Origin of the sequence: Herbidospora cretacea (genome assembly GCF_001570605.1) — a bacterium.
Lineage (GTDB): Bacteria > Actinomycetota > Actinomycetes > Streptosporangiales > Streptosporangiaceae > Herbidospora > Herbidospora cretacea.
The window spans coordinates 63942-90085 of the sequence record NZ_BBXG01000026.1 but is presented as its reverse complement, the minus strand read 5'-3'; the positions used below and the strand labels follow the sequence as shown (position 1 = coordinate 90085).

Below are 26144 nucleotides of genomic sequence, written 5' to 3'. Positions count from 1 at the left end.
TCGGTAGGGTGCCCTGGTGCTTCCGGACCATCTCTTCGGCCCTCTCGACCTCGACGCCGCGCTGGAGCGCGCCTACGACCGGGGTGAGGAACGCGCCGCCTGGGAACTCCTCGCCGACGCCCTGATGGACCCCAGGGCCCGGGGCGACCGGCGGATCCCCGCCTACGTCGTCGAGCTCATCGACGACTACACGCTCGACGGCTGGGAGCAGGACACCCTCGACCTCCTCCACGACCTCATCGGCGTCGAGCCCGCCCTGAGCGGCCCGCTGCGCACCCCGATGGCCGAGCTCCACGGCCAGCTCGGCGACGCCGCGACGGCGCTGCGGCTGCTGCGCACCCGGCGGACCGAGCTCGCCCGCCTGCCGGAGGGCGAGCGCGACGAGGAGTTCTACCCGGCCGCCGCGATGATCGCCGGGCCGTTCGACCCCGCCTTCGCCGCCGACCTGCTCGACGAGGGGCTGAAGCTGGCGCTCGACCTGGGCCGCCCGCCCGCGACGGTCCGCTACCTCGACCTGCTGCGCCGCCGCTTCGGCGGTCCCGGCCCGCTGTCCGGCCGGGTCGAGGCCCACGTCGAGGCCGAACCGGCCCCGCCCAGGGCGACCCAGCCGGTGATCGAGAAGAAGCCGACCGTGCGGCTGCCCTACGCGCCCGGCGACGACCTCCAGGCGCTGGAGGCCCGGTTCAGGAAGGCCGACCTGGAGACCAGGGTCGCCGTCGTCCGGCTGGAGGAGGGCGCGCCCCCTTCGGAGGAGGAGCGCCTGGCCCTGGTCGCGCTGGCCGACCCGGCGGGCGATGTCGCCTGGCCGCCCGGCCGCAACGACGGGTGCTGGTGCGGGTCGGAGCGCAAGTACAAGAAGTGCTGCGGCTCGCCGGTCTAGAAGCGCTCGCTGCCCACGACAGCCAGGAGCTTGAGCTTCTCGTCGCCCTCGCTGCGCGGGGGAGCGGTCAGCACCAGCAGCGTCTGTGACTGGTCCTCGGTGAACAGGACCTGGCAGTCGAGCTCGATCGGGCCGAGCTGGGGATGGATGAGGATCTTGTGGTCCTCGAACCGGCGGGCCACCTCGTGGCGGTCCCAGAGCTCGGTGAACTCGGGGCTGGCCTTCTGGAGGGCCCTGACCAGCTCGCCCGCGCGGGACTTCGGGCCCATCGCCGCGTACGCCGCCCGCAGGTTCGCCACCATGGCCCGGCTCTGGCGGGGGCGGTCGTCGTCGGGGTAGAGGCGGCGCTCCTCCTCCGGGTCGGTGAACCAGCGGTAGACCTCGCTGCGGGCGAGCCCGGTGTGGTGGGAGCGGTCGCCGAGCAGCGCCTGGGCCATCCGGTTGGCCACGAGCGTCTCGCCCAGGTTCGACAGGATCAGCGCCGGGGTGTCGTCGAGGCGGTCGAGGACGCGCAGCAGCGCGGGCGCGACGTGGGTGGGGGCCGTCAGGATCTCCGGGGCGGTGCGGCCGGCCACCCGGAAGAGGTAGTCGCGCTCGTCGCCGGTCAGCCGCAGCGCGCGGGCCAGGGCGGCGAGCATCTGCTCGCTCGGCTGCGGGCCGCGGCGCTGTTCGAGCCGGGTGTAGTAGTCGGTCGACATCAGCGCCAGGACGGCCACCTCCTCGCGCCGCAGCCCCGGCGCCCGGCGGCGGGCGCCCTCGGGCAGGCCCACGTCCTGGGGGCGCAGGGCCTCCCGGTGGCGGCGGAGGAAGTCGGCGAGCGCTGAGCGGTCCACGTACCCCAACCTACGCAGGGGCCCGGCCGCCAACCAGGGACCGCCGATCCCCCGACAAGCGGTCTCTGCACCCGTGCAGGACCCGGGGGAAGGGTGGAGGACATGGACATCTCCGGAAACACGATCTTCATCCCCGGCGCCACGAGCGGCATCGGCCTGGCCCTGGCCAGGGCCCTGCGTGAGAAGGGCAACACCGTCGTCGTGGGCGGACGCCGGACCGAGCTGCTCGGCGAGCTGGCGGCCGAGGGGTTCGGCACCGTCCGCGTCGACACCGCCGACGCGGCGAGCATCGAGCAGGCCGCCCGGGACGTGCTGCGGCGGTATCCCGACCTGAACGTGCTGATGACCATGGCCGGGATCATGCGGGCCGAGGACTGGACCCGGCCCGGCGACTTCCTGGCCACGGCCGAGACGGTCATCACGACCAACGTCCTCGGGCCGATCCGGCTGATCGCCGCGTTCATCGAGCACCTGCGGAGCCGGAAGGACGCCACGATCATCACCGTCTCCTCCGGCCTGGCCTTCGTCCCCCTGAAGGTCACGCCGAGCTACAACGCCTCGAAGGCGGCCATCCACATGCTCAGCGAGTCGATCCGCCTCCAGTACCCGGACGTCCGGGTCGTCGAGCTGGTCCCGCCGTCGGTCCAGACCGACCTGATGCCCGGCCAGCGCGACAACGAGCGGGCCATGCCCCTGGACGAGTTCGTCGCCGAGACCGTCGCGCTCCTGGAGTCGCAGCCCGACGCCAAGGAGATCCTCGTCGAGCGGGTGAAGTTCCTGCGCGAGGCCGTCCAGCGAGGGGACTACGACCACGTCGTGACTGTGCTCAACGCCACAGACCCGCACGCGAACAAATAATTGAAGTTTCAGTCACCCGGGAAGTCAGTGTTCAGTACCCTCCTTGACCGTGATCGATCAAGATATTCCACTAGACGAAAATAGAAATCGGGATATGCCGGTTATACGGCAGACCGAGGAGAACGACGATCGCGGCAGCGTCATCAGCCTGCTCGAACGCATCGCCTCGGTCATCCTCCCGATCGGCGTCGCCCTGTACGCCGTGCTCTACCTCGGCGTCGAGGAGATCTACGCCACCTTCGGCATCAACCCCCAGCAGGCCGGCATCGACCAGTCGGTCCTGTTCAGCCGCCTCATGAGCACTCTCGTGCTGGTGGTGCTGCTCGGCATCCCGCTGATCGGCCTGCTCGTCGGGCTCGGCTGGCTGGTGAACGTCGTGACCTTCGGCGCGGCCGGGCGCGCGGTGGCCTGGATCAGGTCGCGGCCGTGGGTGGCCGGGCTGATCGCCGCGCTGTGGTGCGGGGCGACCTACTGGGGCTTCTACAACTTCTTCGCCGACCTCGACCTGACGGTCATGGTCGTCATCGCCGTCGGCCTGGGCCTGGTGACCTTCCTGGTGCCCTTCCAGCTGCTGCGCCGCAGGCCCGTCGGCCGGGCCGGGCTGAAGGTGCTCATCGGCGCCCTGACCGGCCTCGGACTGGGCTTCCTGCTCATCCTGAACCTGGCCTCGGCGGCGCAGGACATGCGCGAGACCGGTCAGGCGAACTTCCTGCTCAGCACCGTCGGCTTCCAGGACCAGTGGGCGATCCTGGAGGACAAGGAGAAGGGCACCCCCCTCTACGACGGCCGCTGGATGATGCTCCTCGGCGAGCGCGAGGGCACCTACCTGATCTACGACTGCGACAAGATGGAGACGATCCGCCGTCCCATGGAGTCGGCGGTCCTCACGCAGGTGCAGCTCGACCCCGAGCGCGAGGCCGACTTCACCTGCGGGACGCTGGTCGAGGAGACCGGCTAGAGCTTGGCGATCTCCGCGGTGACGGCGCCCGTGAGCGTCACGAGGTTCGACGGGGCCGTCTCGATCTGGAGCCCCCGGCGACCTGCCGAGAAGTAGATCGTCTCGAAGGCCAGCGCGGACGCGTCGACCACGGTCGGCAGCGCCCGGCGCTGGCCGAGCGGGCTGATCCCGCCCACCACGTAACCCGTCACCCGCTCGACCTTGGCCGCCTCGGCCATCGCGGCCTTCTTGCCCTTGAGCGCCGCCGCGAACGCCTTGAGGTCGAGCTTCCCGGCCACCGGCACCACCGCGACCGCCAGGCCGCCCTCGGTCTCGGCGACGAGGGTCTTGAAGATCCGCTCGTGGGGCACGCCGAGCGCGTCGGCCGCCTCCTCGCCGTAGGCCTGCGCGTTCGCGTCGTGCTCGTAGGGGTGGAGGGTGAACTCGGCGCCGGCCTTGGTCAGCGCCACCGTCGCGGGGGTTCCCTGCCCGCCTTTCGTCTTCGCCACCCGCCTAGATTACGGGGAGACGACCCCCCGAACCCCCCGCTGTCAGGGGGCCACGCCCCCTCACGCTCCCCCCGGCCCGCTTTCGCGGTCCCTACGTCGCTTTCGCTCCGAGTCGCTGCCGCTCCGGGCGAAGGGCTCCGCCCCTCGCGCTCCCTGGTGGAGCCTCGCTTCGCTCGGGCTGCTCTCGCTTCGCTCGTCAAAGCCCTTCTTCCGTTACGGCTCCGCCCACCCGCCCACCAAGCGGGGCCCGCCACGAGTACTCACATGCCGCCTGAACGGTGTCCGGCGATGTCGGCGCCGATGCAGACGAAGCCGGCCGCCGTGGTGTCGTCGCCCGCCTCCCGCTGGGTCTCGGCCAGCGCGGTGGCGGCGGGCACTCCCGCGGAGAGCCGTTCGTGGAGGGCGGTCATCAGGGGCCGGGTACGGGCGTCCGGCACCGGCACCATCGACGCGACCACGCACCGCGTCCCCAGTGACAGGAAGGTCGTGCTGAGGCCGAGGAGTTCGTCGCCCGCCCGCACCACCGACCGGCCGCTCTCACACGCGGCCAGCACGACCAGCTCCGGCGGGGTGCGGAGGCGTTCGAGGTCGTAGACCGTCAGGGGGCCGTCGGCCAGGTGCAGTGAGGAGAAGAGCGGGTTGGCCGTGTTCACCCGGCCGTGGGCGGCCAGATGGGCCAGCCGCGCGCCGTCGAGCGCGGCCAGGATCTCCACTGCGCCGCCCTCGACGGGCACGGTCCGATGGATGGCGGCGACCTCGGCCACCTCCGCCGCCGCGTCCGGCAGACCCGGCCCGGCGGCCACCACCACCCGTCCGCCCTCCCCGGAGCGGGTCCGGGAGACCGCGGCCCGCCACAACGCGGCCGACGGCGAGACCGCCACCGGACGCCCCTCGCACGACGGCAGCACCGGCCAGGGGAGCCCCTGCAACGGCCCGGTCGGCACGATCACCAGTGGCCGGTCGCCCAGACCCAGCGGCGCCAGCAGCAGCGCGTCGAGCCGGGCGGCGGCGTGCCGCAGCATCCGGGCCGCCGCCGAAGAACCGCCCCGCGTGTCGCCCGACCGGGACAGCCGCCGCAGCGCGAACGGCACCCGCTCGATCAGATCCCGCACCGGTCCCACCGCTCCCAGGTTGGTGAGGCGGGCCCGGCCGCCGATCACGGTGACGGCGTGCAACACCCCGTCGAGCAGCACGAACTCGACCAGCGCCCGATCGGCCAGCAGAGGGGCCAGTGCCCGGATCACCCCGGCGTCCCGCCGGGCCTCCGGGCCGTGGGGCACTCCGGCCTGGGCCCGGACGTAGTCGCGGATGTGGCGCTCCAGCAGCGCCTGCCGGTCCGTGACGGCGGGATCGCGGGACGTCCGCGCGTCGGTGGCCACCGCGCGCAGCTCGGTCAGCTTCTCGGCCAGCCAAGGGTCGTCGGGCGGCCGGACCCTGCGCATCAGCAGGTGGCTGGCCCGCCCCTGCTCGGCCCACCCGAGCACGTGCGCCGGACCGCCCCGGTCGAGGGCCATCCGCAGCCCGAGCTCGGCCAGCTCGACCCGGAACCCGGCCGAATGGGCCCGAAGGTCGGTCGCCCCGAGCGCGGCCCGATGCTCGTCCAGCACCCGGATCCCCCGCCGCACCGCCGCCGAGGCGCCGGCCGCGTCCCCGACGGCCAACCGGCGCAAGGCCTCGGCCTGCCAGCCCCGCACCCGGAGCAGCGCCGGCCCCCGCTGCCGGAACCCGGCCGCGACGGACAGCAGGTCGAGCGCGGTCCGGGTGTCCGATCCCGGGGCCATCGCCAGGCGGGCCCCCAGGAGCCGGGCCTCCACCGACGCGGCGGTCCAGCCCGCGTCCAGCAGCTCCCTGGCGACCGTCTCGAAGCGGGCCGCCGTCACCCCCGGATGCCCCGCCGCCAGGCGCGACTGCAGCACCACGAAGGAGGCCAGCACCCGCCACTCCGGCCGCTGCTGGGCGCCGAACTCGCGGGCCGCCCGGCGGGCCGCCTCGACCGCCCGCTCGTGGTCGCCGTCGAGGGTGGCGGTGCGGGCGAGCAGGAGACGCACCTCCGGGAGGACGATCGCGCGCCTGCGCCGCCGCAGTTCGCCGACCGCCTCCTCGGCGGCGGCCCGCGCCTCGGCGGTCAGCCCCACCGACAGCAGCAGCTCGGAGCGGTCGCTCAGCAGCCATCCGAGCTGGTGGGTGCCCAGCTCGCGGAAGCGCGTCTCGGCCAGGTCGAGATAGCGCAGCGCCCCCGGCACGTCGCCGCGCACCCCCCGCACCCATCCCAGGTTCAGCCGCACCACCGCGAGCGACAGGTCCAGCCCGAGATCGGCGCACAGCTCCTCGGCCTCGTGGAAGTCGGCCTCGGCCAGGGCGAACTCCTGGCGGTAGCCGTACACGATCCCGCGGTTGGAGAGCACCCGCTGGAGCCAGACGTGGTCCTGGGCTCGCCGCAGCACCGGGATGGCCTGGCGGTAGGACGCCAGCGCGTCGGCGTGCCGCCCCAGGTGGTTGAAGATCGCGGCCCGCTGGGCCTCGGCCCGGCCCCGGAGCTCGCCGTGCAGGCGGGGGAGCAGCGCCTCCAGGTCGGCGAGGGCCTGCCGGGGCCGCCCGCGCATGCTGGTCACGAACGCCATCCGGATGCGCGCCTCGGCCGCCAGCTCGAAGGAGCCCGCCCGCCCGGCGGTCCGGATGGCCGCCCGCAGGTGCCGCGCCGCCGTCGCCAGGTCGTCGAGGTGGACGGCGGCGATGCCGAGCGCCCGTTCGGCGCGCGACAGCGCGACCAGGTCGTGGTGGTCCCTGGCCGTGGCGGCGACCGACGCGGCGACCTCGACCGCGCGGCCCGGATCGGCCTCGGCGAGCATGAGAGCGGCCCGGGCCGGGTCCTGGGTGGTCGTCACCCGTCGCAGTTTCTCATCCGATTTCCGCCGGGGATGTATCAAACCGGTGAGTGCCCGCTCTTCAATCGGAAGAGCACATCTGCGAGGGAGATCCCATGCCTTTCACCGACTCGGGCGGCGTGTTCCGCAGCGACACCGAGGCCTGGAAGGTCGACCAGCTCGTGGTCGACCTGCGCTACCGGACGCTCGTCCAGCAGAGCCTCACCGAGCTGACCGGCCACACCTGGCGGGAGCTCGACGCCAGCCCCGAGCTCGGCCTGGTCCTCTGCGAGCTTCCCCAGCTGGCCGCCATCGAGCAGGCCCTGGTCGACGGCTATCTGACGGGCGTGCGCCGGTCCCGGGAGGGCCACTACGACCCCGCCGACCCGATCCCGGCCCTCGATCTGGTCCTGTACGCCCTCCGCACCTCCTTCGAGGAGAAGTACGACGGCTGGTCGCCCCCGATGGCCAAGAACCGGCTGCTCGACGGCGTCCAGGGCTCGCCCTACACGGGCGGCGGCCGTCCCGACGAGCTCCACCCGGCCGTCCACGCCGACCTGGCCCGCCTGACCGCGCCGGGCACCGGCGTCCACGTCGGCATCCTCGACTCCAAGATCGTGCCCCACCCCGACCTGGAGGGCCGCTTCCTCGCCTCGGCCGCCGACATCTACACCGGGACGGCCCCGCACCCCGCGCCGGTCGGCCACGCCACCTTCGTCGCCGGGATCATCCTCAAGCACGCCCCGAACGCGGTCCTCGTCATGCGGTCGATCCTCGACAACAGGGGCGTCGAGGTCTCCTCGTGGGCCGTGGCCAAGGCCATGGTGGAGTTCCTCAAGACGGACGTGCGCGTGATCAACATGTCGTTCGGCTGCACCACCCACGACAACCGGCCGCCGACCGTGCTGGAGCGGGCGGTGCAGCGGCTCGCGCCGTCGATCGTGCTGGTCGCGGCGGCCGGGAACCACGGCAGGCCCTCGCAGAACCGCAGGGGAGCGGGGATCACCGAGGTCACGCCGGTCTGGCCGGCCGCCTGCGCCGACGTGATCGCCGTGGGCGCCCGGGACGCCGAGTTCAGCCCGAAGGTCCCGTGGGTCAACGTGCTGGCCGACGGCCTCGCGGTGACCAGCACCTACCTGTCGGGCGAGGTGGAGACGTACGAGCGGAACCTGAACGGCGTCGTGGAGGTGGAGGACAAACAGGAGTTCGCCGGGTACGCCACCTGGAGCGGCACCTCCTTCGCCTGCGCGGCCGTGGTCGGCGAGATCGCCGCCCGCGCGGCCGCCCAGGAGATCTCCCCCCGCGTGGCCGCCGAGCTGATCGTCGCCGACGCGGCCGACGAGGTCCTCGCCGAGCTCAGCCTGTAGTGTCCAGACGGGCCGCCCGCCTGCGGCCCCTCATGGCACGAGGGAGGAGACGGCCATGCGTGACGACGCCCTCATGGAGGAGCTCGCGGCGGTGCTGCGGGCCGCCGACGCGGCGCCTCCCGGGCTGGTCGAGATGGGCAGGGCGATCTACACCTGGCGGCTGGTCGACGCCGAGCTGGCCGAGCTCAGCTACGACTCCGCCGAGGCCGGCGCGCCGGGGCCGCTGGTGCGGGCCGAGGAGGTGGCCGCGCTGCGCGACCTGGCGTTCCAGACCGGTTCGGGGCTGCTGATCGAGCTCGGCGTGACCGGCGACGCGCTCCAGGGCCAGTTCGACCCGCCGGTCGAGGGGGAGATCCACGTCGTCACCGGCGCCGGGCCCGGTCCCGGCGTCCCGGTCGACGAGGTGGGCGGGTTCACCATCCGCCCGATCCCGCGCGGCCGGTTCCGGCTCCACTTCCGGGGCGCGGGGGCCGCGGGGGTCAACGTGGTGACCAGCCCGATCACCCTGGGCTGACCGCTACTTCTGGGGCGGCACCCACGACGAGTAGAGCAGGCGCGACCGCCAGCCGTCGTAGGTGATCGTGTCGCCGGTCAGGATCGGCTGCAGCCAGGCGAAGTTGGCCAGCACCAGCAGCGTGAACACGCCGACGGCGACCGCGCCCCGCGACCGGCGCGCCGGGCTCGCGTCCCGTTTCCCGAGGGCCAGCCCGGCGACCAGGGTCAGCGCCAGGATCATGAACGGCACCATCGGCAGCGCGTAGAACTGGTACATCGTCCGGTTGTCGACGATGGCGTAGTAGAACCAGGGGAGCCAGCCGGCGGCGTAGCCGAGCAGCACCGCGCCCGCCCGCCAGTCGCGCGTCGCGGTGTACCACGACAGCATCGCGACCATCGCCGCCAGCGCCGCGAACCACAGGATCGGGGTGCCCGCCGCGTAGATCGCCGACGAGCACGAGTCGGCCCCGCACCCCTTCGGCGAGCTGTAGTGGAGCAGCACCGGCCGGAACTGCAGCGGCCACTGCCACGGCTCGGTGGCGTAACTGTGCCCCGAGGCCAGCCCGGTGTGGAACGACAGCGCCTGCAACTGGTAGCGGACCAGCGACCTGATCGAGTCGAAGACGAAGAACGCCCATCCGTGGTCGGTCGCCTGCGCCCAGTTGCGCCCCCAGCCCCGCTCGCTCGCGAACCATCCCGTGTACGACACCAGATAGAGCATCACCGGAACCGCCCACAACCAGGCCACGCCGAGCGGAAGGTCCTTTTTGAAGCTCCCCTGGTACGGCCTGCGCAGCCCGATCGACCGCCGCGCCCCCGCGTCCCAGAGCAGCGACAGGATCAGGAAGGCGATCAGGAAGAACGCGCCCGTCCACTTGGTCGCCGTGGCCGCCCCCAGGCAGACCCCGGCCAGCAGCCGCCACGGCCGCCACCCGAGCGAGGGCCCCAGGTCGCCGGGGATCGCCCGCGCGTGCCATCCGGCCAGCTTGGCCCGCATGTGGTCGCGGTCGGTGACCAGGCAGGCGAACGCCGCCACCAGCCAGAACGACAGGAAGATGTCGAGCAGCGCGGCCCGCGACATGACCAGGTGCATGCCGTCGACCGCCAGCAGCAGCCCGGCGAAGCAGCCCAGCAGCGTCGACCGGGTCATCCGGCGGGCCGTGCGGGCCAGCACGAGGATCGACAGCGTCCCGGCCACGGCCGCCGTGAAGCGCCAGCCGAACGGGTCGACGCCCCACATCCACTCGCCGAGCGCGATCGTCCACTTGCCCAGCGGCGGGTGGACCACGTAGTCGGCGCAGTCGGCGACCCTCGCGCAGGTCTGGAACACCCCGTCGCCCCCGGCCAGCAGCGGGACGTCGGGCTTCTCGACGCTCTTGGTCTCCACGCCGAAGCGCAGCAGCGACAGCGCTTCCTTGGCGTAGTAGGTCTCGTCGAACATCACCTCGTGGGGCCTGCCGAGGTGCCAGAACCGCAGGATCCCCCCGAACACCGTCACGATCAGCGGCCCGAGCCATCCCCACAGCGCGCTGCCGGGCTGCGGCGGCACGAGCCGGTCGCGTGCCGGAGCCGGGAGGGGCGGGGAGATGGTGGTCACCCGGGTCATCTTATTGAGGACAAAGGATGGGATCGGTCCAGTAGATATGCTTTTGTATGGGGTGCCCCGAATGTCCGCATGATGGACATCGCGGGATTCCGGACCTGTCGTCCGTAGACTGTTCGGGTGATTTCCCGTATCGACCTGCGCGGCCCTCTTCCGGGGAACCTGCGCGACGTGCTGCCCCGCGCCGAGCTCGACGTGGAGACCGCCCTCGAGAAGGTGCGGCCCATCTGTGAGAAGGTGCGCCATCAAGGCGCGGAGGGCGTGCGGGAGCTGACCCATCGGTTCGACGGCTTCGACCTCCCGACGGCCCGCGTCCCGCGTGAGGCGCTGAGCCAGGCCTTGGAGACGCTCGACCCCCAGGTCCGCGCCGCCCTCGAAGAGGCCATCCGCCGCACCCGCCTGGTCCACCGCGACCAGCGCCGGACCGACGTCACCACGACGGTCGTCCCGGGCGGCACCGTCACCGAGCGCTGGATCCCGGTCGACCGCGTCGGCCTCTACGCGCCCGGCGGCCTGGCCGTCTACCCGTCCAGCGTGATCATGAACGTGGTGCCCGCCCAGGAGGCCGGGGTGCCGTCGATGGCGGTCGCCTCACCGCCCCAGGCGCCCGACGGGCTGCCCCACCCGACGATCCTGGCGGCCTGCGTGCTGCTCGGCGTCGAGGAGGTCTACGCGGTGGGCGGGGCCCAGGCCGTCGCGATGTTCGCGTACGGCACCGAGGACTGCCCCCCGGCCGCCATGGTCACCGGGCCGGGCAACATCTGGGTCGCGGCGGCCAAGCGGCTGCTCAAGGGCCGCATCGGGATCGACTCCGAGGCCGGCCCGACTGAGATCGCGATCCTCGCCGACGGCACCGCCGACCCCGTCCACGTCGCCGCCGACCTGATCTCGCAGGCCGAGCACGACACCCTGGCCGCCGCCGTCCTGGTCACCGACTCGGCCGAGCTGGCCGACGCGGTCGAGGTCGAGCTCAAGGCCCAGGTCGCCCGCACCAAGCACGTCGAGCGGATCACCGAGGCGCTGGCCGGGAAGCAGTCGGGCATCGTCCTGGTCTCCTCGATCGACGACGGGATCAAGGTCGTCGACGCCTACGCCGCCGAGCACCTGGAGATCCAGACCGCCGACGCCGCCCGGGTGGCGTCCCGGATCAGGAACGCCGGCGCGATCTTCGTGGGGGCCCACGCGCCCGTCTCGCTCGGCGACTACATGGCCGGGTCGAACCACGTGCTGCCCACGGGCGGCTGCGCCTGTCACTCCTCGGGCCTGTCGGTGCAGACGTTCCTCAAGGGCGTCCACATCGTCGACTACAGCCGCGAGGCGCTCGCCGAGGCCGCGCCCCTGGTGTGCGCGCTGGCCGACGCCGAAGACCTGCCCGGCCACGGCGCCGCGATCCGCGCCCGGTTCGATTGGGAGATCCCCAGCTGATGACCACGCTCGACGACCTGCCCATCCGCGACGACCTGCGCGGCAAGCACCCCTACGGTGCGCCCCAGCTCAACGTGGCGGTGCAGCTCAACACCAACGAGAACCCCTACGGGCCGTCCGAGGCGCTGCTCGACGACCTGGCCAGGGCGGTCCGCCGCAGCGCCGCGGGCCTCAACCGCTACCCCGACCGCGACGCGGTCGAGCTGCGCAAGGACCTGGCCGACTACCTCGGCCACAACCTCACCGCCGGGCAGCTGTGGGCCGCCAACGGGTCCAACGAGATCCTCCAGCAGGTCCTCCAGGCCTTCGGGGGCCCGGGGCGCTCGGCGATCGGCTTCGAGCCGTCCTACTCGATGCACCCGATCATCGCCGCCGGCACCAGCACCCGCTGGATCGAGGGCGGCCGGGAAGAGGACTTCTCGATCGACCCCGACCGGGCGATCCGGCTCATCGGGGAGCACCGGCCCGACGTGGTCTTCCTGACCTCGCCCAACAACCCGACCGGCACCGCCCTGCCGCTCGAGGTGATCGAGCGGATCGTCGAGGCCGCGCCCGGCATGGTGATCGTCGACGAGGCCTACTTCGAGTTCGCCCGCACCGGCACCCCGTCGGCGCTGTCGCTGCTGCCCCGCCACCCCAGGCTGATCGTCACGCGGACCATGTCCAAGGCGTTCGCGATGGCCGGGGCTCGGGTGGGCTACCTGGCCGCAGACCCGGCGGTGATCGACGCGCTGCTGCTGGTCCGGCTGCCCTACCACCTGTCGACGCTGACCCAGGCCGCCGCCCGGGTCGCGCTCGCCCACCGCGACGAGCTGCTCGGCACGGTCGAGGCGCTGCGCCGGGAACGCGACGCCACCGTGACCTGGCTACGGCAACGTGGCCTGTCCGTGGCTGACTCCGACGCCAATTTCGTGCTATTCGGTAAGTTTCCGGATCGCCACCAGGTGTGGGAAGACGTCCTCAGCCGTGGCGTCCTGATCCGGGAGACCGGTCCGGCCCAGTGGCTGCGGGTCTCGATCGGTACAAGCGAAGAGATGGCGGCGTTCCGCGCCGCTCTGGAGGGGGTCCTCTCATGAGGGTCGGGCGCATCGAACGCACGACGAAGGAAACGTCCGTCCTGGTCGAGATCGACCTCGACGGCACCGGCGAGGTCGAGATCGCGACCGGGGTCGGCTTCTTCGACCACATGCTCAACCAGCTCGGCAAGCACGGCCTGTTCGACCTGACCGTCAAGACCGAGGGCGACCTGCACATCGACGCCCACCACACGATCGAGGACACCGCGATCGCGCTGGGCGCCGCGCTCAAGCAGGCCCTGGGCGACAAGTCGGGCATCCGGCGGTTCGGCAGCGCGTCGTGCCCGCTCGACGAGGCGCTCGCGGAGGTCACCGTCGACCTCTCCGGCCGTCCCTACCTCGTGCACACTGAGCCCGAGAACATGGCCCCGATGATCGGGCCCGACTACGACACCACGATGACCCGCCACATCCTGGAGTCGATCGTCGCCTCGGCCTCGATCTGCCTGCACGTGCGCGTCCCCTACGGCCGCAACGCCCACCACATCGTCGAGGCCCAGTTCAAGGCCCTGGCGCGGGCGCTGCGCGCGGCCACCGAGCTCGACCCCCGGGCGACCGGAGTGCCCAGCACCAAGGGCGTGCTGTGAACTTCTCCGCCAGTGCCATGATCTTCATCGGCCTCTTCCTGATCGGCGGGGTCTGGTCGTTCGCCCGCCAAAAGATGAAGCTGGCCGCGGCGGTGACCGGCGCTCTGTCCGCGCTGGCCTTGACGGCGGGAGTGATGTGGTGGCAGTGAAGAAGAAAGTCGTCGTCCTCGACTACGGGTCGGGCAACCTGCGGTCGGCCGAACGGGCGCTGGCCCGGACCGGGGCCGACGTCACGGTGACCGCCGACTTCGACGAGGCGCTGGACTGCGACGGCCTCGTGGTGCCCGGCGTGGGCGCCTTCGCGGCCTGCATGACCGGGCTGCGGGCGGTGCGCGGTGAGCAGATCGTGGCGCGCCGCCTGTCCGGCGGCCGTCCGGTGCTCGGCATCTGCGTCGGCATGCAGATCCTGTTCGAGAAGGGCGTCGAGCACGGCGTCCACACCGAGGGCTGCGGCGAGTGGCCCGGCACGGTCGAGCGCCTCGACGCGCCCGTGCTGCCCCACATGGGGTGGAACACGGTCAGCGCGCCCGGCGACTCGGTCCTGTTCGCCGGTCTCGACGCCGACACCCGCTTCTACTTCGTCCACTCCTACGGCGTGCGCGAGTGGGAACTCGTGCCCGGCGACGGCTTCAAGGCGCCGCTGGTCACCTGGGCCACCCACGGGGTCTCGTTCGTCGCCGCGGCCGAGAACGGCCCGCTCATGGCCACCCAGTTCCACCCCGAGAAGTCGGGCGACGCGGGGGCCACCCTGCTCGCCAATTGGCTGAACACCCTCTCATGAGCAAGGAGCGGGCCATCCGCCGGGCCGAGAGGGAGGCCGAGAAGGCCCGCCTGGCGGAGGAACGGGCCCGCCGCGAGGCCAAGGCGGCCCGGCGGCGGGAACTGCGCGGCCGGATCACGGCCGTGCTGCCCAAGCCGGTCAGAGTGGCCCGGCAGGGCGGAGTGCTGGCCCGGCGCCGCCGCGCCCAGAACGCGGTCATGGCCGTGCTGTTCGTGCTGGTCCAGGTCATCGCCTGGCTGACACTCGGCACCGTGATGGCCAGGCTCGCCGTGCTGGGCGTGTCCATCCTGATCGTCCCGGTGCTCGTCACCGTTCTCTTCGACCGGAGGTCCTGAACTTATGTCACTCGTGTTGCTCCCCGCCGTGGACGTGGCAGACGGCCAGGCGGTCCGCCTGGTGCAAGGCGAGGCGGGCTCGGAGACCTCGTACGGCGACCCGCTCGCCGCCGCCCTCGCCTGGCAGGACGCCGGGGCCGAATGGATCCACCTCGTCGACCTCGACGCGGCCTTCGGCCGTGGCTCCAACCGTGAACTGCTGGCGGAGGTCACCGCCAAGCTCGACGTGCAGGTCGAGCTGTCGGGCGGCATCCGCGACGACGCCTCGCTGGAGGCCGCCCTCGCGACCGGCTGCCGCCGCGTCAACATCGGCACCGCCGCGCTGGAGAACCCCGCCTGGTGCTCCAAGATCATCGCCGAGCACGGCGACCGCATCGCCGTCGGCCTCGACGTCCGGGGCACCACCCTGGCCGCCCGGGGCTGGACCCAGGAGGGCGGCGACCTCTGGGAGGTCCTCGACCGCCTGGAGTCCGACGGCTGCCCCCGCTACGTCCTCACCGACGTGACCAAGGACGGCACCCTGCGCGGCCCCAACCTCGACCTGCTGCGTGAGGTCTGCGCCCGTACCGACAAGCCGGTCATCGCCAGCGGCGGCGTCTCCAGCCTCGACGACCTGCGCGCCCTCAACGGCCTGGTCGGCATCGGCGTCGAGGGCGCCATCGTCGGCAAGGCCCTCTACGCCCAGGCGTTCACCCTGGAAGAGGCGCTCGCGGCGGTGAGGGCATGACCCAGCCCCTGACGCGTATCTCCTCCGGCGGTCCGTGGGAGGAGCGCTACGGCTATTCGCGCGCCGTCATCGCCGGTAACCACGTCTTGGTCTCCGGCTGCACCGCCACCATCGGCGGTGAGGTCCAGCACGTCGGCGACGCCTACCAGCAGACCCTGACCGCCTTCGGCGTGGCGCTCGACGCCCTGGAGAAGGCCGGCGCCGCCGTCACCGACGTGGTCCGGACGAGACTGTTCGTGGTCAGCCAGGACGACTTCGACGCCGTCGGCGAGGCCCACGGAGAGCTGTTCGGCCAGGTCCGCCCGGCCTGCACCTCCGTGCGCGTGGCCGGCCTGATCGACCCGCGCATGCTGGTCGAGGTGGAAGTGGAGGCCTACCGGTCATGACCGTGGCCGTGCGCGTGATCCCCTGCCTGGACGTCGACGCGGGGCGGGTCGTCAAGGGCGTGAACTTCGAGAACCTGCGCGACGCCGGCGACCCGGTCGAACTGGCCAGGCGCTACGACGCCGAGGGCGCCGACGAGCTGACCTTCCTCGACATCACCGCCTCCAGCTCCGACCGCTCGACCATGTACGACGTGGTCCGGCGGACCGCCGAGCAGGTCTTCATCCCGCTGACCGTCGGCGGGGGAGTCCGCACCAACGACGACGTCGACCGCCTGCTGCGCGCGGGCGCCGACAAGGTCGGCATCAACACCGCCGCCATCGCGCGCCCGGAGTTCCTGCGCGAGGCGGCGTGGCGGTTCGGCAGCCAGTGCATCGTGCTGTCGGTCGACGCCCGCCGCGTCGTCGACGGCCCGCCGACCCCGTCGGGCTTCGAGGTGACCACCCACGGCGGCCGCAAGGGCACCGGCATCGACGCGGTCGAATGGGCCGCCCGGGGCCAGGAGCTCGGCGTCGGCGAGATCCTGCTGAACTCGATGGACGGCGACGGCACCAAAGACGGCTACGACATCGAGATGATCAAAGCCGTCCGCGCCGCCGTGACGGTGCCGGTGATCGCCTCGGGCGGGGCAGGGAGGCTCGAGGACTTCCCACCGGCCATCGACGCGGGGGCCGACGCGGTCCTGGCCGCCAGCGTCTTCCACTTCGGCGAACTCAAGATCGGCGAAGTCAAGAAGACCATCCGCGAAGCGGGCCACCCCGTCAGGTAGCTCTTATGTGGAGGGCCGGGCACCGCGAAAGCGATCCCGGCCCTTCTTCTTTGTACGACCGATGTCACGAAATTTCGGGCCGCTCCCGCATGAGGGCCGGATCGTCATGACGAGCGGGGCCACCGTTTCACCGTTCGCATGCGAGCGGCAAGGTGAAGCCGCGGGTGGCAGCACCATGAAGCGAGAGTGGCCTCGTGCAGCGCGGTGGCCTCATGCAGGGCGGTGGCATCGTGAAGCGGTGGCCTCGTGAAGGCTCGGGTGGGCTGCTTCTTGAAGGCGCGGGTAAGCGGCAGGGTGAAGGCGTAGGAGGCGGCACCGTGAAGCGGGGGTGACCCCGTGAAGCGGGGGTGACCCGTGAAGCGCGGCGACATCGTGAAGCGGGGGTGGCCTGGCGAAGGCACGGGTGGGCGGTCTCTTGAAAGCGTGGGTGGTCTCGTGAAAGCGCGGGGGTCTGGGTCACTCCGGAGGTCTGACCTGGGTCAGTCGGCGTCGCAGTAGGTCCTGTTCCGCCCGGTTCTCCGTTCGGGTGAGGGCCGCCTCGTATGCCGGCGCGGCGTCGGCGGTGCGCCCCAGGCGGCGGAGTAGGTCGGCGCGGACGGCGTGGAACAGGTGATGGCCGTCCAGAGCCAGGGCGTCGACCAGGGCCAGGGCCACGGCGGGGCCGTCGGTCTCGGCCACCGCGACGGCGCGGTGCAGGGCCACCACGGGGGTCGGGGCCAGGGTCATCTGGAGGTCGTAGAGGCGCACCACCTGCCGCCAGTCGGTGGGCGGGTCGCTGTGGACGGCGTTGATCGCCGCCTGGATCTGATACGGCCCCGGCCGGTCGCGGCGCAGGCAGCGGCGGACCAGGTCCTGCCCCTCGGCGATCAGGTCGCGGTCCCACAGAGCGCGGTCCTGGTCGGCCAGCAAAACCAGCCTCCCCTCGGGAGTGACGCGGGCGGCGCGGCGGGAGTGGATCAGCAGCATCAGCGCCAGCAGACCCAGGACCTCGGGTTCGTCCGGCATCAGCTCGGCCAGCAGCCGCCCCAGCCGGATGGCCTCCGCGCACAGCTCGTCGCGCACCGGCTCGCCGCAACCGGCCAGGTAGCCCTCGTTGAAGATCAGGTGCACCACGGCGAGGACCGAGCCCAGCCGCTCCGGCAGGTCGGCGTCCGAGGGCACCCGGTAGGGGATCCGGGCGTCCCGGATCTTGCCCTTGGCCCGGACCACGCGCTGGGCCACCGTGGCCTCGCTCACCAGGAACGCGCGGGCGATCTCCCCGGTGGTCAGGCCGCCGAGCAGCCGCAACGTCAGCGCGATCCGGGCGGGCTCGGCCAGGGCGGGATGGCAGCAGGTGAAGATCAGGCGCAGCCGGTCGTCCGGCACGGGCCCCTCCTCGGGAGCGTCAGCGGGGGCGTGCAGGAGGAGCGCCTCGGCGTGCCGGCCCCGGCGGGTCGCCTCGCGGCGCTCGCGGTCGATCAGCTTGTTGCGGGCCGTGGTGATGATCCACCCGGCCGGGCCGGGCGGGATCCCGTCGCGCGGCCACCGCTCGGCGGCGACCGTGAACGCCTCCTGGACCGCCTCCTCGGCGGCGCCGATGTCCCCGGCCAGCCGGGTGAGCACGGCCACCGCGCGGCCGTACTCCCGGCGGAAGGCCCGCTCGATCTCGTTCAGCGGCCCCCCTCGGTCGCGAAGGGGCGCACCTCGACGGGCAGCGTGGTGGCCAGGGCGTAGCGGCGGCCCCACTCCAGCGCCGCGTCGAGGTCGGGCGCCCGGAGGATCACGAAGCCGCCCAGGTGCTCCTTGCCCTCGGCGAACGGCCCGTCGGTCATCAGCACCCTGCCCTCCGAGGGCCGCAGCACCGTGGCGGTGGACGGGTCGTGCAGGCCGTCGCCGAACACCCACGAGCCGCTCGACTCCAGCTCCCGGCGCAGCACGCCGAGCTCGTCCATGATCGTCTGGAGCGCCTCCGGCTCAGGGGCCGGGCCCTGCGGCTGGTACAGGGCGATCAGGTAGTGCTTCACTTCTCCACCTCGTACGTCGCGATCACCACACCGGTCCCGGTCGGCACGCTCTCCACCAGCCGGAACGCCGCCGGCGGCCCGTCCGCGGCGAACAGCCGCCGCCCCGCCCCGAGCACCAGCGGGTGGACCGACAGCACCAGCCGGTCGACGAGCCCGCGGGCGAGCAGCGACCGGACCAGCTCGCCGCTGCCGAGCACCGCGATGTCCTGGTCGGTCTCCTTCTTGAGCGTCTCGACGGCCGCCGTGGCCTCACCGGCGAGGAGAGTGGAGTTCGGCCAGCTCAGCGGTTCGGCCAGGGTCCGGGAGACGACGTACTTCCGGGTGGCGTCGAGTTTCGCGGTGAACGGGTTGCCGTCGGTCCGCCCGTGCCAGACGGCGAAGAAGTCCTCATAGGTCCGGCGGCCGAACAGCAGCGCCCCGGTCGCGGCCATGCCCGCGCCCATCACCCGCATCATCACCGGATCGGCGTAGGGCCCGGCCCAGCCGCCGTGCCGGAACCCGTCCCGGGTGTCCTCCCCGGCCCGGCCCGGCGCCTGCATGACGCCGTCGAGCGTCACGTTCTCGGTCACTACGATCCTGCCCATCGCGGCAGCCCCTTTCGGTCTCACCCCCTACACGAACGGGGAGCCCGAAAATCGACTCAGGCCCGCAGAACCTGGGCCAGGGAAAGGGGAGGATGCCCGGTGACCTTCATCACGTGGTCGGTCACCACGTCGAGCTCGCCCGCCCCGATCGCCGCGTAGGACGTCACCCACCCCGCCACCGCCCAGTCGGGCGCGTCGTATTTCGCCCGGGACGCGTAGGCCTCGTCGAGGGTCTCGTTCTCGAAGGTGACCGGCGAACCGCGCACCTCGGAGAGCACGGAGGCGACGTCGGCCATCGTCAGCAGCTCGGGGCCGGTGAGGTCGTAGGTCGCGCCCTCGTGGGCGGACGGGTCCTGGAGGACCGAGGCGGCCACCGCCGCGACGTCGTCGCGGGCCACGGGGGCGAAGCGCCCTTCGCCCGCCGGGCCCCGGATCACGCCGTCGTCGCCGACCATGTTCGCCATGAAGTCGAGGTAGAGGCTGTCCCGGAGGAAGGTGAAACCTACTCCGGTCTCCTCGATGTGCCGTTCGGTGTGCCAGTGGTCCCGGCCGAAGGTGAACGTGCACTCGGGCCCCGCTCCGAGGAACGAGGTGTAGACGATGCGCGGAACCCCTGCCGCCACGGCCGCGTCGACCGCCGCCGAGTGGAGGGCCACCCGGTCGGGGTGTTCGGACGCCGAGATCAACATGAGGACCCCGGCGCCGTCGAGGGCCGCCGCGAAGGCGGCGGGATCCTCATAGGGCGCCTGGGCGACTTCCACGCCGTCGAGCCGGGGAGCCCGGGAGGGGTCCCGGACGACCAGCCGCTGTCGTGCTCCGGATTGGGCCAGGCGGCGCGCGATGCGGCCGCCGAGCCCGCCGGTCGCCCCCGTCACCGCGATCAGGTCACTCATCAGACCAGTTTCGCATGGGAGGTTCCGGGCGCCCGGTCAGTGGGCGCCGGAGCCACCCGGACGATCATCCGTGGGCGCCGGAAACGAAGAAGCCCGCGTCGCCGCGGGCTGGTCAGCTACTGGTTGAGAACGCCGTTGAAGAACGTCGCCAGTTGCGAGGCGCCGGTGTTGATACCGTCAAACACTCCCCTTACAGCGCCGGCCGCCGCGTTCGGCTGCGTGTAGAGGTAGAAGACCACGAACGCAATCGCTGCGTACGTAAGCACCTTCTTGACCTGCATTGGGGGGCCTCCTGCGGTATGTGTCCCGGGTTTTTCTACCCGGCGACACCCATGATCATAACTAGCCGGGAAGAGAGGAGGACCTTCCGGCACCATCGCTCAGGCGAACAGCTCGGTGAAGAACTGGGCCAGCGCGTCGGCGCCGTTCCCGATGGCGTCGAAGGCGCCTCGAACGGCCCCCGCAGCCCCCTGGGGCTGGGTGAATAAGTAGAAGATCACGAACGCGATGGCCACGTACGTGAGGACTTTCTTGGTGTTCATCAGGGGGCTCCAACCGTCTTGTGCTGCCATCACTCTGCCCCATCCGCCACGGAGACGTAGCGGAATTGGCACGATCGTAAGACTGCCGCGCTGCCCCCGGCCGGCCGGGGAAAAACCCCGGCACGGCCAAACCGAACGGCTCTCCGCTCCGAAGGAACCCATAAAGACTGGTCGGAGGAGTTCGAGGAGGTCGGGTGCGTCCGACGGTGGCCGTCATCGGCAGCGGCGTGGCGGGGCTCACCGCGGCGTATGTGCTGCGTTCCACACACGAGGTGACCCTCTACGAGGCCGACGACCGCCTCGGCGGTCACGCCCACACCCACGACGTCGCGGGGCTCGCGATCGACACGGGGTTCATCGTCCACAACGACCGCACCTATCCGCATCTGACGCGGCTGTTCCGCGAACTGGGGGTGTCCACCCAGGAGTCGGAGATGAGCCTGTCGGTGCGGTGCGACGGCTGCGGTCTCGAATACGCCGGAGGCAAGGGCCCGGCCGGGCTCCTCGCCCAGCGGCCCACCGCCCGCTACCTGCGGATGCTGGCCGACGTGCCGAGGTTCCACCGCGCGGCCCGCCGGATCCTCGCCACCGACGACGACCGCACCCTCGGCGAGGTCGCGGCCCGGTTCTCCCCCTACTTCACCCGGCACTTCCTGACCCCCCTGGTGGCGGCCGTCTGGTCGTGCGCGCCCTCGGTGGCGCTGCGCTACCCGGCCCGCTACCTGTTCACGTTCCTGGCCAACCACGGGATGCTCAGCGTGTCGGGCAGCCCGATGTGGCGCACGGTCACCGGCGGCAGCCGCAGCTACGTGGAGAAGGTCGCCAAGGGGCTCACGGCGGTGCGCACCGCGACCCCCGTACGGGAACTGAGGAGGCGCGCCGACGCGGTCGAGATCCGCGACGACGGCGACGAGACCGCCGTCTACGACGCCGCCGTGGTCGCCACCCACCCCGGGCAGGCGCTGGCCCTCCTGGCGGCCCCCACGGACCTGGAGAGGCGCGTCCTGGGCGGCTTCCCCTACTCCCGCAACCCGGCGCTGCTGCACACCGACACGAGCGCGCTGCCCCGCGCCGGGGGAGCGCGGGCGTCGTGGAACTACCGCATGTCCGGCTGCGGCGCCGAACCTTCTTCTGTACGCGTCTCCTACGACATGACCCGCCTCCAGCGGCTCCCCACCGCAACCCGCTATCTGGTCACCCTCGGCGACGAGGTGCCGGAGGAACATGTCATCGCCCGGATGGACTACGAGCACCCCGTCTACACCCCTGAGACGGTCGCGCTGCAGAGGCTGCTGCCGGGACTGTCGGACGGCCGGGTGGCCTACGCGGGGGCGTACCACGGATGGGGTTTCCACGAGGACGGCTGCCGGTCCGGGCTCAAGGCCGCCGAGACCCTGGGGGCACGCTGGTGACACCGGCCCTCTACCGCTGCGTCATCACCCACGTGCGGTCCACGCCGCTGCGCAACGCCTTCACCTACGACGGCTACCTGTGGCTCGTCGACCTCGACGACCTGCCGAAGGGGTTCGACCCCGGCGCCCGCGCCTCCCTCGACGCCTTCCTGGCCGAACACGGCGAACGCGCGGGCCGGGTCACGATGCTGGCCGGGCGGCGCACCCTCGGATACGTCTTCAACCCCCTGACCGTCTACTGGTGCGACACCGGCGTCGTGGTCGCCGAGGTCCGCAACACCTACGGCGGACGCCACCGCTACCTGCTCCGTCCCGACGCCCACGGCCGCGCCGAGACGAGCAAGGAGTTCTACGTGTCGCCCTTCAACCCCGTCGACGGCCACTACACGCTCCGGCTGCCGCCGCCGTCCGACCGGCTCGACCTCGCGGTGATCCTGCACCGTCCCGAGGGGCGGCCGTTCGTGGCGACGCTGCGCGGGCGCCGGGTGCCCCCGACGTTGCGCAACCGGCTCCGGATCGCCCCGCTCCTCGTGGGGGCGCGCATCCGGCGCCAGGGCGTCGCGCTGTATCTGCGCGGGCTGCCCGTCGTACCCCGAAAGAGAGAGACCTCATGACGCACGCCATCGCCGTCACCCCCGCGAGATCGCCACTGCGCGTCCGGGTCGTGCGGCAGCTTTTCCGCAACGCCGTGGCCCGGTTGCCGCTGCGCGTCCAGATGCCCGACGGGGAGATGCTCGGCGATCCCGCGGGCCCGCTCATGCGGGTGGTGCGCGCGGAGGACTTCTTCTCGCGGGTGGGCGCCGACGGGCTGATCGGATTCGGTGAGGCCTACATGGCCGGTGACTGGGAGGCCGACGACCTCGCGGGTGTGCTCACCGTGATGGCGCGCGAACTGGCGTCCCTGGTGCCGGCCCCCCTCCAGCGGTTGCGGGGTGTGTGGGCGCGGCGGCATCCCCGGTCGGAGGAGGGGACGGTCGAGAATGCCCGGCGCAACATCCAGCGGCACTACGACCTGTCGAACGACCTCTTCGCGGAGTTCCTCGACCCGTCGATGACGTATTCGTCGGCGCTCTTCTGGGGCGAGGCCACGTGGGAGAACCTGGAGCAGGCCCAGCACGCCAAGATCGACCGGCTGCTCGACGGGACCGGCGTCGGCCCGGGGTCGAAAGTCATGGAGATCGGCACCGGATGGGGAGCCCTCGCCATCCGCGCCGCGGCCCGGGGGGCGGAGGTCAGGACGATCACCCTCTCCGCCGAACAGCGGGCCTTCGCGCTGGAACGGGTGGCCGCCGCGGGCCTCTCCGACCGGGTCTCGGTGGAACTCTGCGACTACCGGGAGGCGCACGGCTCCTATGACGCGGTGCTCAGTGTGGAAATGATCGAAGCGGTCGGGGAGCGCTATTGGCCCGTTTTCTTCGCGACGCTCGATCGGTTGCTGGCCCCCGGCGGGCGGGTGGGCCTGCAGGCCATCACGATGCCGCACGACCGGATGGTGGCGTCGCGGTACACGTACACGTGGATCCAGAAATACATCTTCCCGGGCGGGCTGCTCCCGAGCGTCCCGGCCATCGAGGAGAATCTCGGCGCGTTGCGGATCTCCGGCCATCACGAAATGGGCGGCGACTACGCCGAGACGCTCCGGTTGTGGCGTGAACGCTACTGCTCGCGGCGGGCCGACATCTCGCGGCTCGGATTCGACGAGATCTTCCATCGCATGTGGATCTTCTACCTGGCCTATTCGGAAGCCGGATTCCGGTCGGGATATCTGAACGTCCGTCAGTTCATTCTGGAGAGGGGCCGGTCGTGACTGTCGTCGCCACCCGCTTGGCCGATACGGTCGCGGGGCTTTTCGGGGGCTCGCTGCCCGTGGGACTGCGCACCTGGGACGGCGGTTTCGCCGGGCCCGCCGACGCGCCCGTCGTGGTGCTGAGGTCGCCGCTGGCGCTGCGGCACCTGCTCTGGGCGCCCGGGGAGCTCGGCCTCGCCCGCGCCTACGTCAGCGGCCACCTCGACGTCGAGGGCGATCTCGCCGACGGGTTCCGCCGCGTGTGGGCCGCGGGCACGGGCGGGCCGGGGATGGCCGAGATGGCGCGCGGCGCGCGGACCCTCCTCGGCCTCGGCGTCGCCGGACCCCGCCCGCCGATCCCCGCCAGCGAGGCCCGCCTGCGCGGCCGCCTCCACACGCGCGTCCGCGACCGGGACGCGATCTCCCACCACTACGACCTGTCCAACGACTTCTACTCGCTGATCCTCGACCCCTCGATGGCCTACTCCTGCGCCAAGTGGGCGCCCGGCGACGACCTCGCCGCCGCCCAGCGGCGCAAGCTCGACCTGGTCTGCGCCAAACTCGGCCTCCAGCCCGGGACGCGCCACCTCGACGTGGGCTGCGGCTGGGGGTCGATGGTGCTCCACGCCGCCGAATACGGCGCCAAGTCGGTCGGCGTGACGATCGCCGCCGAGCAGCAGGCCTTCGTCCGGGCCCGCGGCGGCGAGGTCAGGCTCCAGGACTACCGGGACGTCTCCGACGGCCCCTACGACGCGATCTCCTCCATCGAGATGGGCGAACACGTCGGCGAGGAGAACTACCCCGTCTACGCCTCCACCCTCTTCGGCCTGGTGCGCCCCGGTGGCCGCGTCGTCATCCAGCAGATGTCACGCGGGGCCAACGCGCCCGGCGGCGGCCCGTTCATCGAGCGGTACATCGCCCCCGACATGCACATGCGCCCGGTCGGGCGGACGGTCGCCATGTTCGAGGAGGCCGGCTTCGAGGTGCTGCACGTGGAGGGCATGCGGGAGGACTACGCGAAGACCGTCCAGGCCTGGTACGAGACCTTCGAGTCCCACTGGGACCAGGCCGTGGCCCTGGTCGGCGAGGAGGTGGCGCGGGTCTGGCGGCTGTACCTGGTCGGGGGCGGGCTGGCCTTCGAGTCGGGCCGGATGTCGGTCCACCAGATCACCTTGGAGCGGCCCGTGTGACCACCGGATCGCCCCCGGCGTCCCGCCGATCTCGTCGGTCGGTCTGGTTAGGCTGCCGGCCATGTCAGCCGTGCGTACCGTGAGCGTGGAACTGGACGTCGACTACAGCCAGGCATACCTGGTCGACGAGAAGTGCGAACGCCCTTTCGACTTCGACGGGCCCTCGGGTGTCGGGGTGGTCCTGGCCGGGAAAGGCACCGCCCAGCTGATCTTCGGGATCCAATATGGGACGGTGCCGCTCACCGTGGCCGTGGCCGACGTCGATCCGGGGGCCGACCTCGACGGTTACGAGGACATCGTGGAGATCGCCTTCGACGCGCCGTCGGGGCGGCTCACGCTGGAGGAGTGGAACGAGGGGACCTCTCACCCGCTGCCCGCGCTGACCGCCGGGCCCGGCGCTTATCGCCTGCGCTATCACGTCCTCGGCATGGACGACGAGATGGCGGAGGAGCACTACTTCCTGCAGATCTGGCCCGAGGCCTATCGGGAGCCCGTCGTCGTCAAGTCGACGACCGAGTTCTTCCGTCACTGGCTCGACGCCGGGTGACCGTGACCGGTCGGCTCACATGCCCAGGCGGGCGCCCATCAGCTGCTCCACCGCCGCCGCGTCCCCGTCGAGCGCGACCCGGGCGTGGTCCTGGCGGCCGAAGGCGAACAGCAGCAGTTCCTGGGAGGGGCCGGTCACCACCACGGCGGGGTCCTTCATCTTGGCGCCGGCCTTCTGGCCGGTGCCGGCGCGGCGCAGGACCACGCCCACCGGCGAGTTGCGGAAGAAGATCCGCGAGCCCGCCGAGACGCGCTTCCACAGCAGGTCGTCGAGGTCGGCGGGGAGCTCGCGGGGTTCCCAGCCCGCCTGGGCGCGGCGCACGTCCTCGTGGTGGATGAAGAACTCGACCGTGTTCACCGCCGTGTCGAGGCCGGGGATCAGCCCGTAGGGGGTCCAGCGGGGCGGGCCCTGCCGGACCTCGTTCACCAGCTCCGCGTAGGGCCGGGCCCGGACCTGGGCCTGCACGTTCCGCGTGTACGGCGCGAGGAACTTCACGGCGATCCCGGCGGCGGCGTCGATGCGGCGCTCCCGGACGACGAGGTGGGCGGCGAGGTCGGCGGTCTCCCAGCCCTCGCACAGCGTGGGCGCGAAGGGGCCCAGATCGTCGAGCAGGTCGGTGATGGCGGCACGTTCCGCGCGGGCGTAGCTCATGGGTCAACCCTAAGCACCCTGACGGCCGGGAATAAGAGCGGTGATCGTCGTGATTTCCCCCACTGGGCTTTCCCGGCCCTAGGTCCATGGCCCCGCGTCATGGTCA

At 72.1% G+C, this 26144-nt stretch carries 30 protein-coding genes; 19 read left to right on the top strand and 11 right to left on the bottom strand.

Features of this window, described 5'->3' with window-relative positions:
• Positions 1 to 16 precede the first annotated feature (16 nt).
• Positions 17 to 880 carry an SEC-C domain-containing protein gene (locus AW270_RS41620; protein WP_061300283.1) on the top strand — a complete coding sequence of 288 codons (864 nt, stop codon included), beginning with the start codon at positions 17 to 19 and terminating at the stop codon, positions 878 to 880.
• On the opposite strand, the gene AW270_RS34245 is transcribed toward AW270_RS41620, so the two are convergent.
• Positions 877 to 1713, bottom strand: coding sequence for a helix-turn-helix transcriptional regulator (locus tag AW270_RS34245; RefSeq protein ID WP_061300282.1), 837 nt, complete (start codon positions 1711 to 1713; stop codon positions 877 to 879). The genes AW270_RS41620 and AW270_RS34245 overlap by 4 nt on opposite strands.
• A 102-nt stretch (positions 1714 to 1815) precedes the next feature.
• On the opposite strand from AW270_RS34245, the gene AW270_RS34240 reads away from it, so the two are divergent.
• Both AW270_RS34240 and AW270_RS34235 read left to right on the top strand, forming a co-directional pair.
• Positions 1816 to 2571, top strand: a complete 756-nt coding sequence (locus AW270_RS34240; RefSeq protein ID WP_061300314.1) for an SDR family oxidoreductase — start codon at positions 1816 to 1818, stop codon at positions 2569 to 2571.
• Between the two features lie 94 nt (positions 2572 to 2665).
• Positions 2666 to 3529 (top strand): hypothetical protein, encoded by an 864-nt coding sequence (locus tag AW270_RS34235; protein ID WP_061300281.1) that lies wholly within the window; start codon positions 2666 to 2668, stop codon positions 3527 to 3529.
• Here AW270_RS34235 and ybaK read toward each other — a convergent pair.
• Together ybaK and AW270_RS34225 are read right to left on the bottom strand one after the other, a co-directional pair.
• Positions 3526 to 4017 carry a Cys-tRNA(Pro) deacylase gene (ybaK, locus tag AW270_RS34230; protein WP_061300280.1) on the bottom strand — a complete coding sequence of 164 codons (492 nt, stop codon included), beginning with the start codon at positions 4015 to 4017 and terminating at the stop codon, positions 3526 to 3528. The genes AW270_RS34235 and ybaK overlap by 4 nt on opposite strands.
• A 260-nt stretch (positions 4018 to 4277) precedes the next feature.
• Positions 4278 to 6902: a CHAT domain-containing protein gene (locus tag AW270_RS34225; RefSeq protein ID WP_061300279.1), complete on the bottom strand. Its 2625-nt coding sequence runs from the start codon at positions 6900 to 6902 to the stop codon at positions 4278 to 4280.
• 95 nt (positions 6903 to 6997) lie between these two features.
• Between AW270_RS34225 and AW270_RS34220 the strand changes: the two genes are divergently transcribed.
• Both AW270_RS34220 and AW270_RS34215 read left to right on the top strand, forming a co-directional pair.
• Positions 6998 to 8248 carry a S8 family peptidase gene (locus tag AW270_RS34220; protein WP_061300278.1) on the top strand — a complete coding sequence of 417 codons (1251 nt, stop codon included), beginning with the start codon at positions 6998 to 7000 and terminating at the stop codon, positions 8246 to 8248.
• Between the two features lie 55 nt (positions 8249 to 8303).
• Positions 8304 to 8762: a hypothetical protein gene (locus AW270_RS34215; RefSeq protein ID WP_061300277.1), complete on the top strand. Its 459-nt coding sequence runs from the start codon at positions 8304 to 8306 to the stop codon at positions 8760 to 8762.
• Positions 8763 to 8765: 3 nt separating this feature from the next.
• Here AW270_RS34215 and AW270_RS34210 read toward each other — a convergent pair whose 3' ends face one another.
• A complete protein-coding gene (locus AW270_RS34210; protein ID WP_245675002.1) occupies positions 8766 to 10340 on the bottom strand; it encodes a dolichyl-phosphate-mannose--protein mannosyltransferase in 1575 nt (524 codons plus the stop codon).
• Positions 10341 to 10466: 126 nt separating this feature from the next.
• On the opposite strand from AW270_RS34210, the gene hisD reads away from it, so the two are divergent.
• From hisD to hisF, 9 genes are read left to right on the top strand one after another with little or no spacing between them, the layout of a single operon-like run.
• Positions 10467 to 11771, top strand: coding sequence for a histidinol dehydrogenase (hisD, locus tag AW270_RS34205; protein ID WP_061300276.1), 1305 nt, complete (start codon positions 10467 to 10469; stop codon positions 11769 to 11771).
• Positions 11771 to 12847: a histidinol-phosphate transaminase gene (locus AW270_RS34200; RefSeq protein ID WP_061300275.1), complete on the top strand. Its 1077-nt coding sequence runs from the start codon at positions 11771 to 11773 to the stop codon at positions 12845 to 12847. Before hisD ends, AW270_RS34200 begins: the two co-directional genes overlap by 1 nt.
• Complete coding sequence (hisB, locus tag AW270_RS34195; protein ID WP_061300274.1) at positions 12844 to 13434, top strand: imidazoleglycerol-phosphate dehydratase HisB; 591 nt, start codon at positions 12844 to 12846, stop codon at positions 13432 to 13434. Before AW270_RS34200 ends, hisB begins: the two co-directional genes overlap by 4 nt.
• Positions 13431 to 13583, top strand: a complete 153-nt coding sequence (locus AW270_RS39275; RefSeq protein ID WP_157523055.1) for a CG2302 family histidine operon protein — start codon at positions 13431 to 13433, stop codon at positions 13581 to 13583. Before hisB ends, AW270_RS39275 begins: the two co-directional genes overlap by 4 nt.
• Positions 13580 to 14215, top strand: coding sequence for an imidazole glycerol phosphate synthase subunit HisH (gene hisH, locus AW270_RS34190; RefSeq protein ID WP_218009410.1), 636 nt, complete (start codon positions 13580 to 13582; stop codon positions 14213 to 14215). The genes AW270_RS39275 and hisH overlap by 4 nt, the downstream gene beginning before the upstream one ends.
• Complete coding sequence (locus AW270_RS34185) at positions 14212 to 14550, top strand: hypothetical protein (RefSeq protein WP_061300273.1); 339 nt, start codon at positions 14212 to 14214, stop codon at positions 14548 to 14550. Before hisH ends, AW270_RS34185 begins: the two co-directional genes overlap by 4 nt.
• A gap of 4 nt (positions 14551 to 14554) precedes the next feature.
• Positions 14555 to 15277 carry a bifunctional 1-(5-phosphoribosyl)-5-((5-phosphoribosylamino)methylideneamino)imidazole-4-carboxamide isomerase/phosphoribosylanthranilate isomerase PriA gene (gene priA, locus AW270_RS34180; RefSeq protein ID WP_061300272.1) on the top strand — a complete coding sequence of 241 codons (723 nt, stop codon included), beginning with the start codon at positions 14555 to 14557 and terminating at the stop codon, positions 15275 to 15277.
• Complete coding sequence (locus tag AW270_RS34175) at positions 15274 to 15663, top strand: RidA family protein (RefSeq protein ID WP_061300271.1); 390 nt, start codon at positions 15274 to 15276, stop codon at positions 15661 to 15663. Before priA ends, AW270_RS34175 begins: the two co-directional genes overlap by 4 nt.
• The gene (gene hisF, locus AW270_RS34170) at positions 15660 to 16430 is read left to right on the top strand and encodes an imidazole glycerol phosphate synthase subunit HisF (protein WP_061300270.1); all 771 of its coding nucleotides are present in this window, start codon (positions 15660 to 15662) and stop codon (positions 16428 to 16430) included. Before AW270_RS34175 ends, hisF begins: the two co-directional genes overlap by 4 nt.
• A 456-nt stretch (positions 16431 to 16886) precedes the next feature.
• Here hisF and AW270_RS41955 read toward each other — a convergent pair whose 3' ends face one another.
• From AW270_RS41955 to AW270_RS39765, 6 genes are all read right to left on the bottom strand, one after another.
• On the bottom strand, positions 16887 to 18155 hold the full coding sequence (locus tag AW270_RS41955; protein ID WP_169807414.1) for an RNA polymerase sigma factor: 1269 nt from the start codon (positions 18153 to 18155) through the stop codon (positions 16887 to 16889).
• Positions 18080 to 18433: a YciI family protein gene (locus AW270_RS34160; RefSeq protein ID WP_061300269.1), complete on the bottom strand. Its 354-nt coding sequence runs from the start codon at positions 18431 to 18433 to the stop codon at positions 18080 to 18082. The genes AW270_RS41955 and AW270_RS34160 overlap by 76 nt, the downstream gene beginning before the upstream one ends.
• Positions 18430 to 19017: a dihydrofolate reductase family protein gene (locus AW270_RS34155; protein ID WP_061300268.1), complete on the bottom strand. Its 588-nt coding sequence runs from the start codon at positions 19015 to 19017 to the stop codon at positions 18430 to 18432. The genes AW270_RS34160 and AW270_RS34155 overlap by 4 nt, the downstream gene beginning before the upstream one ends.
• A gap of 56 nt (positions 19018 to 19073) precedes the next feature.
• On the bottom strand, positions 19074 to 19910 hold the full coding sequence (locus AW270_RS34150) for an SDR family oxidoreductase (RefSeq protein ID WP_061300267.1): 837 nt from the start codon (positions 19908 to 19910) through the stop codon (positions 19074 to 19076).
• A 116-nt stretch (positions 19911 to 20026) separates the two neighbouring features.
• On the bottom strand, positions 20027 to 20191 hold the full coding sequence (locus AW270_RS39770; protein WP_169807413.1) for a hypothetical protein: 165 nt from the start codon (positions 20189 to 20191) through the stop codon (positions 20027 to 20029).
• A 99-nt stretch (positions 20192 to 20290) separates the two neighbouring features.
• Positions 20291 to 20452: a hypothetical protein gene (locus tag AW270_RS39765; RefSeq protein WP_169807412.1), complete on the bottom strand. Its 162-nt coding sequence runs from the start codon at positions 20450 to 20452 to the stop codon at positions 20291 to 20293.
• A 194-nt stretch (positions 20453 to 20646) separates the two neighbouring features.
• On the opposite strand from AW270_RS39765, the gene AW270_RS40830 reads away from it, so the two are divergent.
• The 5 genes from AW270_RS40830 to AW270_RS34125 all read left to right on the top strand — a co-directional run bounded on the left by AW270_RS40830 (position 20647) and on the right by AW270_RS34125 (position 25387).
• Positions 20647 to 21864, top strand: coding sequence for an NAD(P)/FAD-dependent oxidoreductase (locus AW270_RS40830; RefSeq protein WP_082802054.1), 1218 nt, complete (start codon positions 20647 to 20649; stop codon positions 21862 to 21864).
• Complete coding sequence (locus AW270_RS40825) at positions 21861 to 22478, top strand: DUF1365 domain-containing protein (protein ID WP_061300265.1); 618 nt, start codon at positions 21861 to 21863, stop codon at positions 22476 to 22478. Before AW270_RS40830 ends, AW270_RS40825 begins: the two co-directional genes overlap by 4 nt.
• Positions 22475 to 23671, top strand: a complete 1197-nt coding sequence (locus tag AW270_RS40820) for an SAM-dependent methyltransferase (RefSeq protein WP_061300264.1) — start codon at positions 22475 to 22477, stop codon at positions 23669 to 23671. Before AW270_RS40825 ends, AW270_RS40820 begins: the two co-directional genes overlap by 4 nt.
• Positions 23668 to 24840, top strand: a complete 1173-nt coding sequence (locus AW270_RS34130) for a class I SAM-dependent methyltransferase (protein WP_061300263.1) — start codon at positions 23668 to 23670, stop codon at positions 24838 to 24840. The genes AW270_RS40820 and AW270_RS34130 overlap by 4 nt, the downstream gene beginning before the upstream one ends.
• A 61-nt stretch (positions 24841 to 24901) precedes the next feature.
• Positions 24902 to 25387, top strand: coding sequence for a hypothetical protein (locus AW270_RS34125; RefSeq protein WP_157523051.1), 486 nt, complete (start codon positions 24902 to 24904; stop codon positions 25385 to 25387).
• A gap of 15 nt (positions 25388 to 25402) precedes the next feature.
• On the opposite strand, the gene AW270_RS34120 is transcribed toward AW270_RS34125, so the two are convergent.
• Positions 25403 to 26038, bottom strand: coding sequence for a TIGR03085 family metal-binding protein (locus tag AW270_RS34120; protein WP_061300261.1), 636 nt, complete (start codon positions 26036 to 26038; stop codon positions 25403 to 25405).
• Between the last annotated feature and the right edge of the window lie 106 nt (positions 26039 to 26144).

Excerpts from the sequence above, each read along its gene's own strand:
- AW270_RS34150 (WP_061300267.1), bottom strand. The coding sequence starts at position 19,910 with ATGAGTGACCTGATCGCGGTGACGGGGGCGACCGGCGGGCTCGGCGGC.
- AW270_RS34185 (WP_061300273.1), top strand. The coding sequence starts at position 14,212 with ATGAGCAAGGAGCGGGCCATCCGCCGGGCCGAGAGGGAGGCCGAGAAG.
- AW270_RS40820 (WP_061300264.1), top strand. The coding sequence starts at position 22,475 with ATGACGCACGCCATCGCCGTCACCCCCGCGAGATCGCCACTGCGCGTC.
- AW270_RS34125 (WP_157523051.1), top strand. The coding sequence starts at position 24,902 with ATGTCAGCCGTGCGTACCGTGAGCGTGGAACTGGACGTCGACTACAGC.
- AW270_RS34215 (WP_061300277.1), top strand. The coding sequence starts at position 8,304 with ATGCGTGACGACGCCCTCATGGAGGAGCTCGCGGCGGTGCTGCGGGCC.
- AW270_RS39770 (WP_169807413.1), bottom strand. The coding sequence starts at position 20,191 with ATGCAGGTCAAGAAGGTGCTTACGTACGCAGCGATTGCGTTCGTGGTC.
- hisB (WP_061300274.1), top strand. The coding sequence starts at position 12,844 with ATGAGGGTCGGGCGCATCGAACGCACGACGAAGGAAACGTCCGTCCTG.
- hisF (WP_061300270.1), top strand. The coding sequence starts at position 15,660 with ATGACCGTGGCCGTGCGCGTGATCCCCTGCCTGGACGTCGACGCGGGG.
- AW270_RS34155 (WP_061300268.1), bottom strand. The coding sequence starts at position 19,017 with ATGGGCAGGATCGTAGTGACCGAGAACGTGACGCTCGACGGCGTCATG.
- AW270_RS34235 (WP_061300281.1), top strand. The coding sequence starts at position 2,666 with ATGCCGGTTATACGGCAGACCGAGGAGAACGACGATCGCGGCAGCGTC.
- priA (WP_061300272.1), top strand. The coding sequence starts at position 14,555 with ATGTCACTCGTGTTGCTCCCCGCCGTGGACGTGGCAGACGGCCAGGCG.
- AW270_RS34200 (WP_061300275.1), top strand. The coding sequence starts at position 11,771 with ATGACCACGCTCGACGACCTGCCCATCCGCGACGACCTGCGCGGCAAG.
- AW270_RS39765 (WP_169807412.1), bottom strand. The coding sequence starts at position 20,452 with ATGAACACCAAGAAAGTCCTCACGTACGTGGCCATCGCGTTCGTGATC.
- AW270_RS34120 (WP_061300261.1), bottom strand. The coding sequence starts at position 26,038 with ATGAGCTACGCCCGCGCGGAACGTGCCGCCATCACCGACCTGCTCGAC.
- AW270_RS34220 (WP_061300278.1), top strand. The coding sequence starts at position 6,998 with ATGCCTTTCACCGACTCGGGCGGCGTGTTCCGCAGCGACACCGAGGCC.
- AW270_RS34240 (WP_061300314.1), top strand. The coding sequence starts at position 1,816 with ATGGACATCTCCGGAAACACGATCTTCATCCCCGGCGCCACGAGCGGC.
- AW270_RS34175 (WP_061300271.1), top strand. The coding sequence starts at position 15,274 with ATGACCCAGCCCCTGACGCGTATCTCCTCCGGCGGTCCGTGGGAGGAG.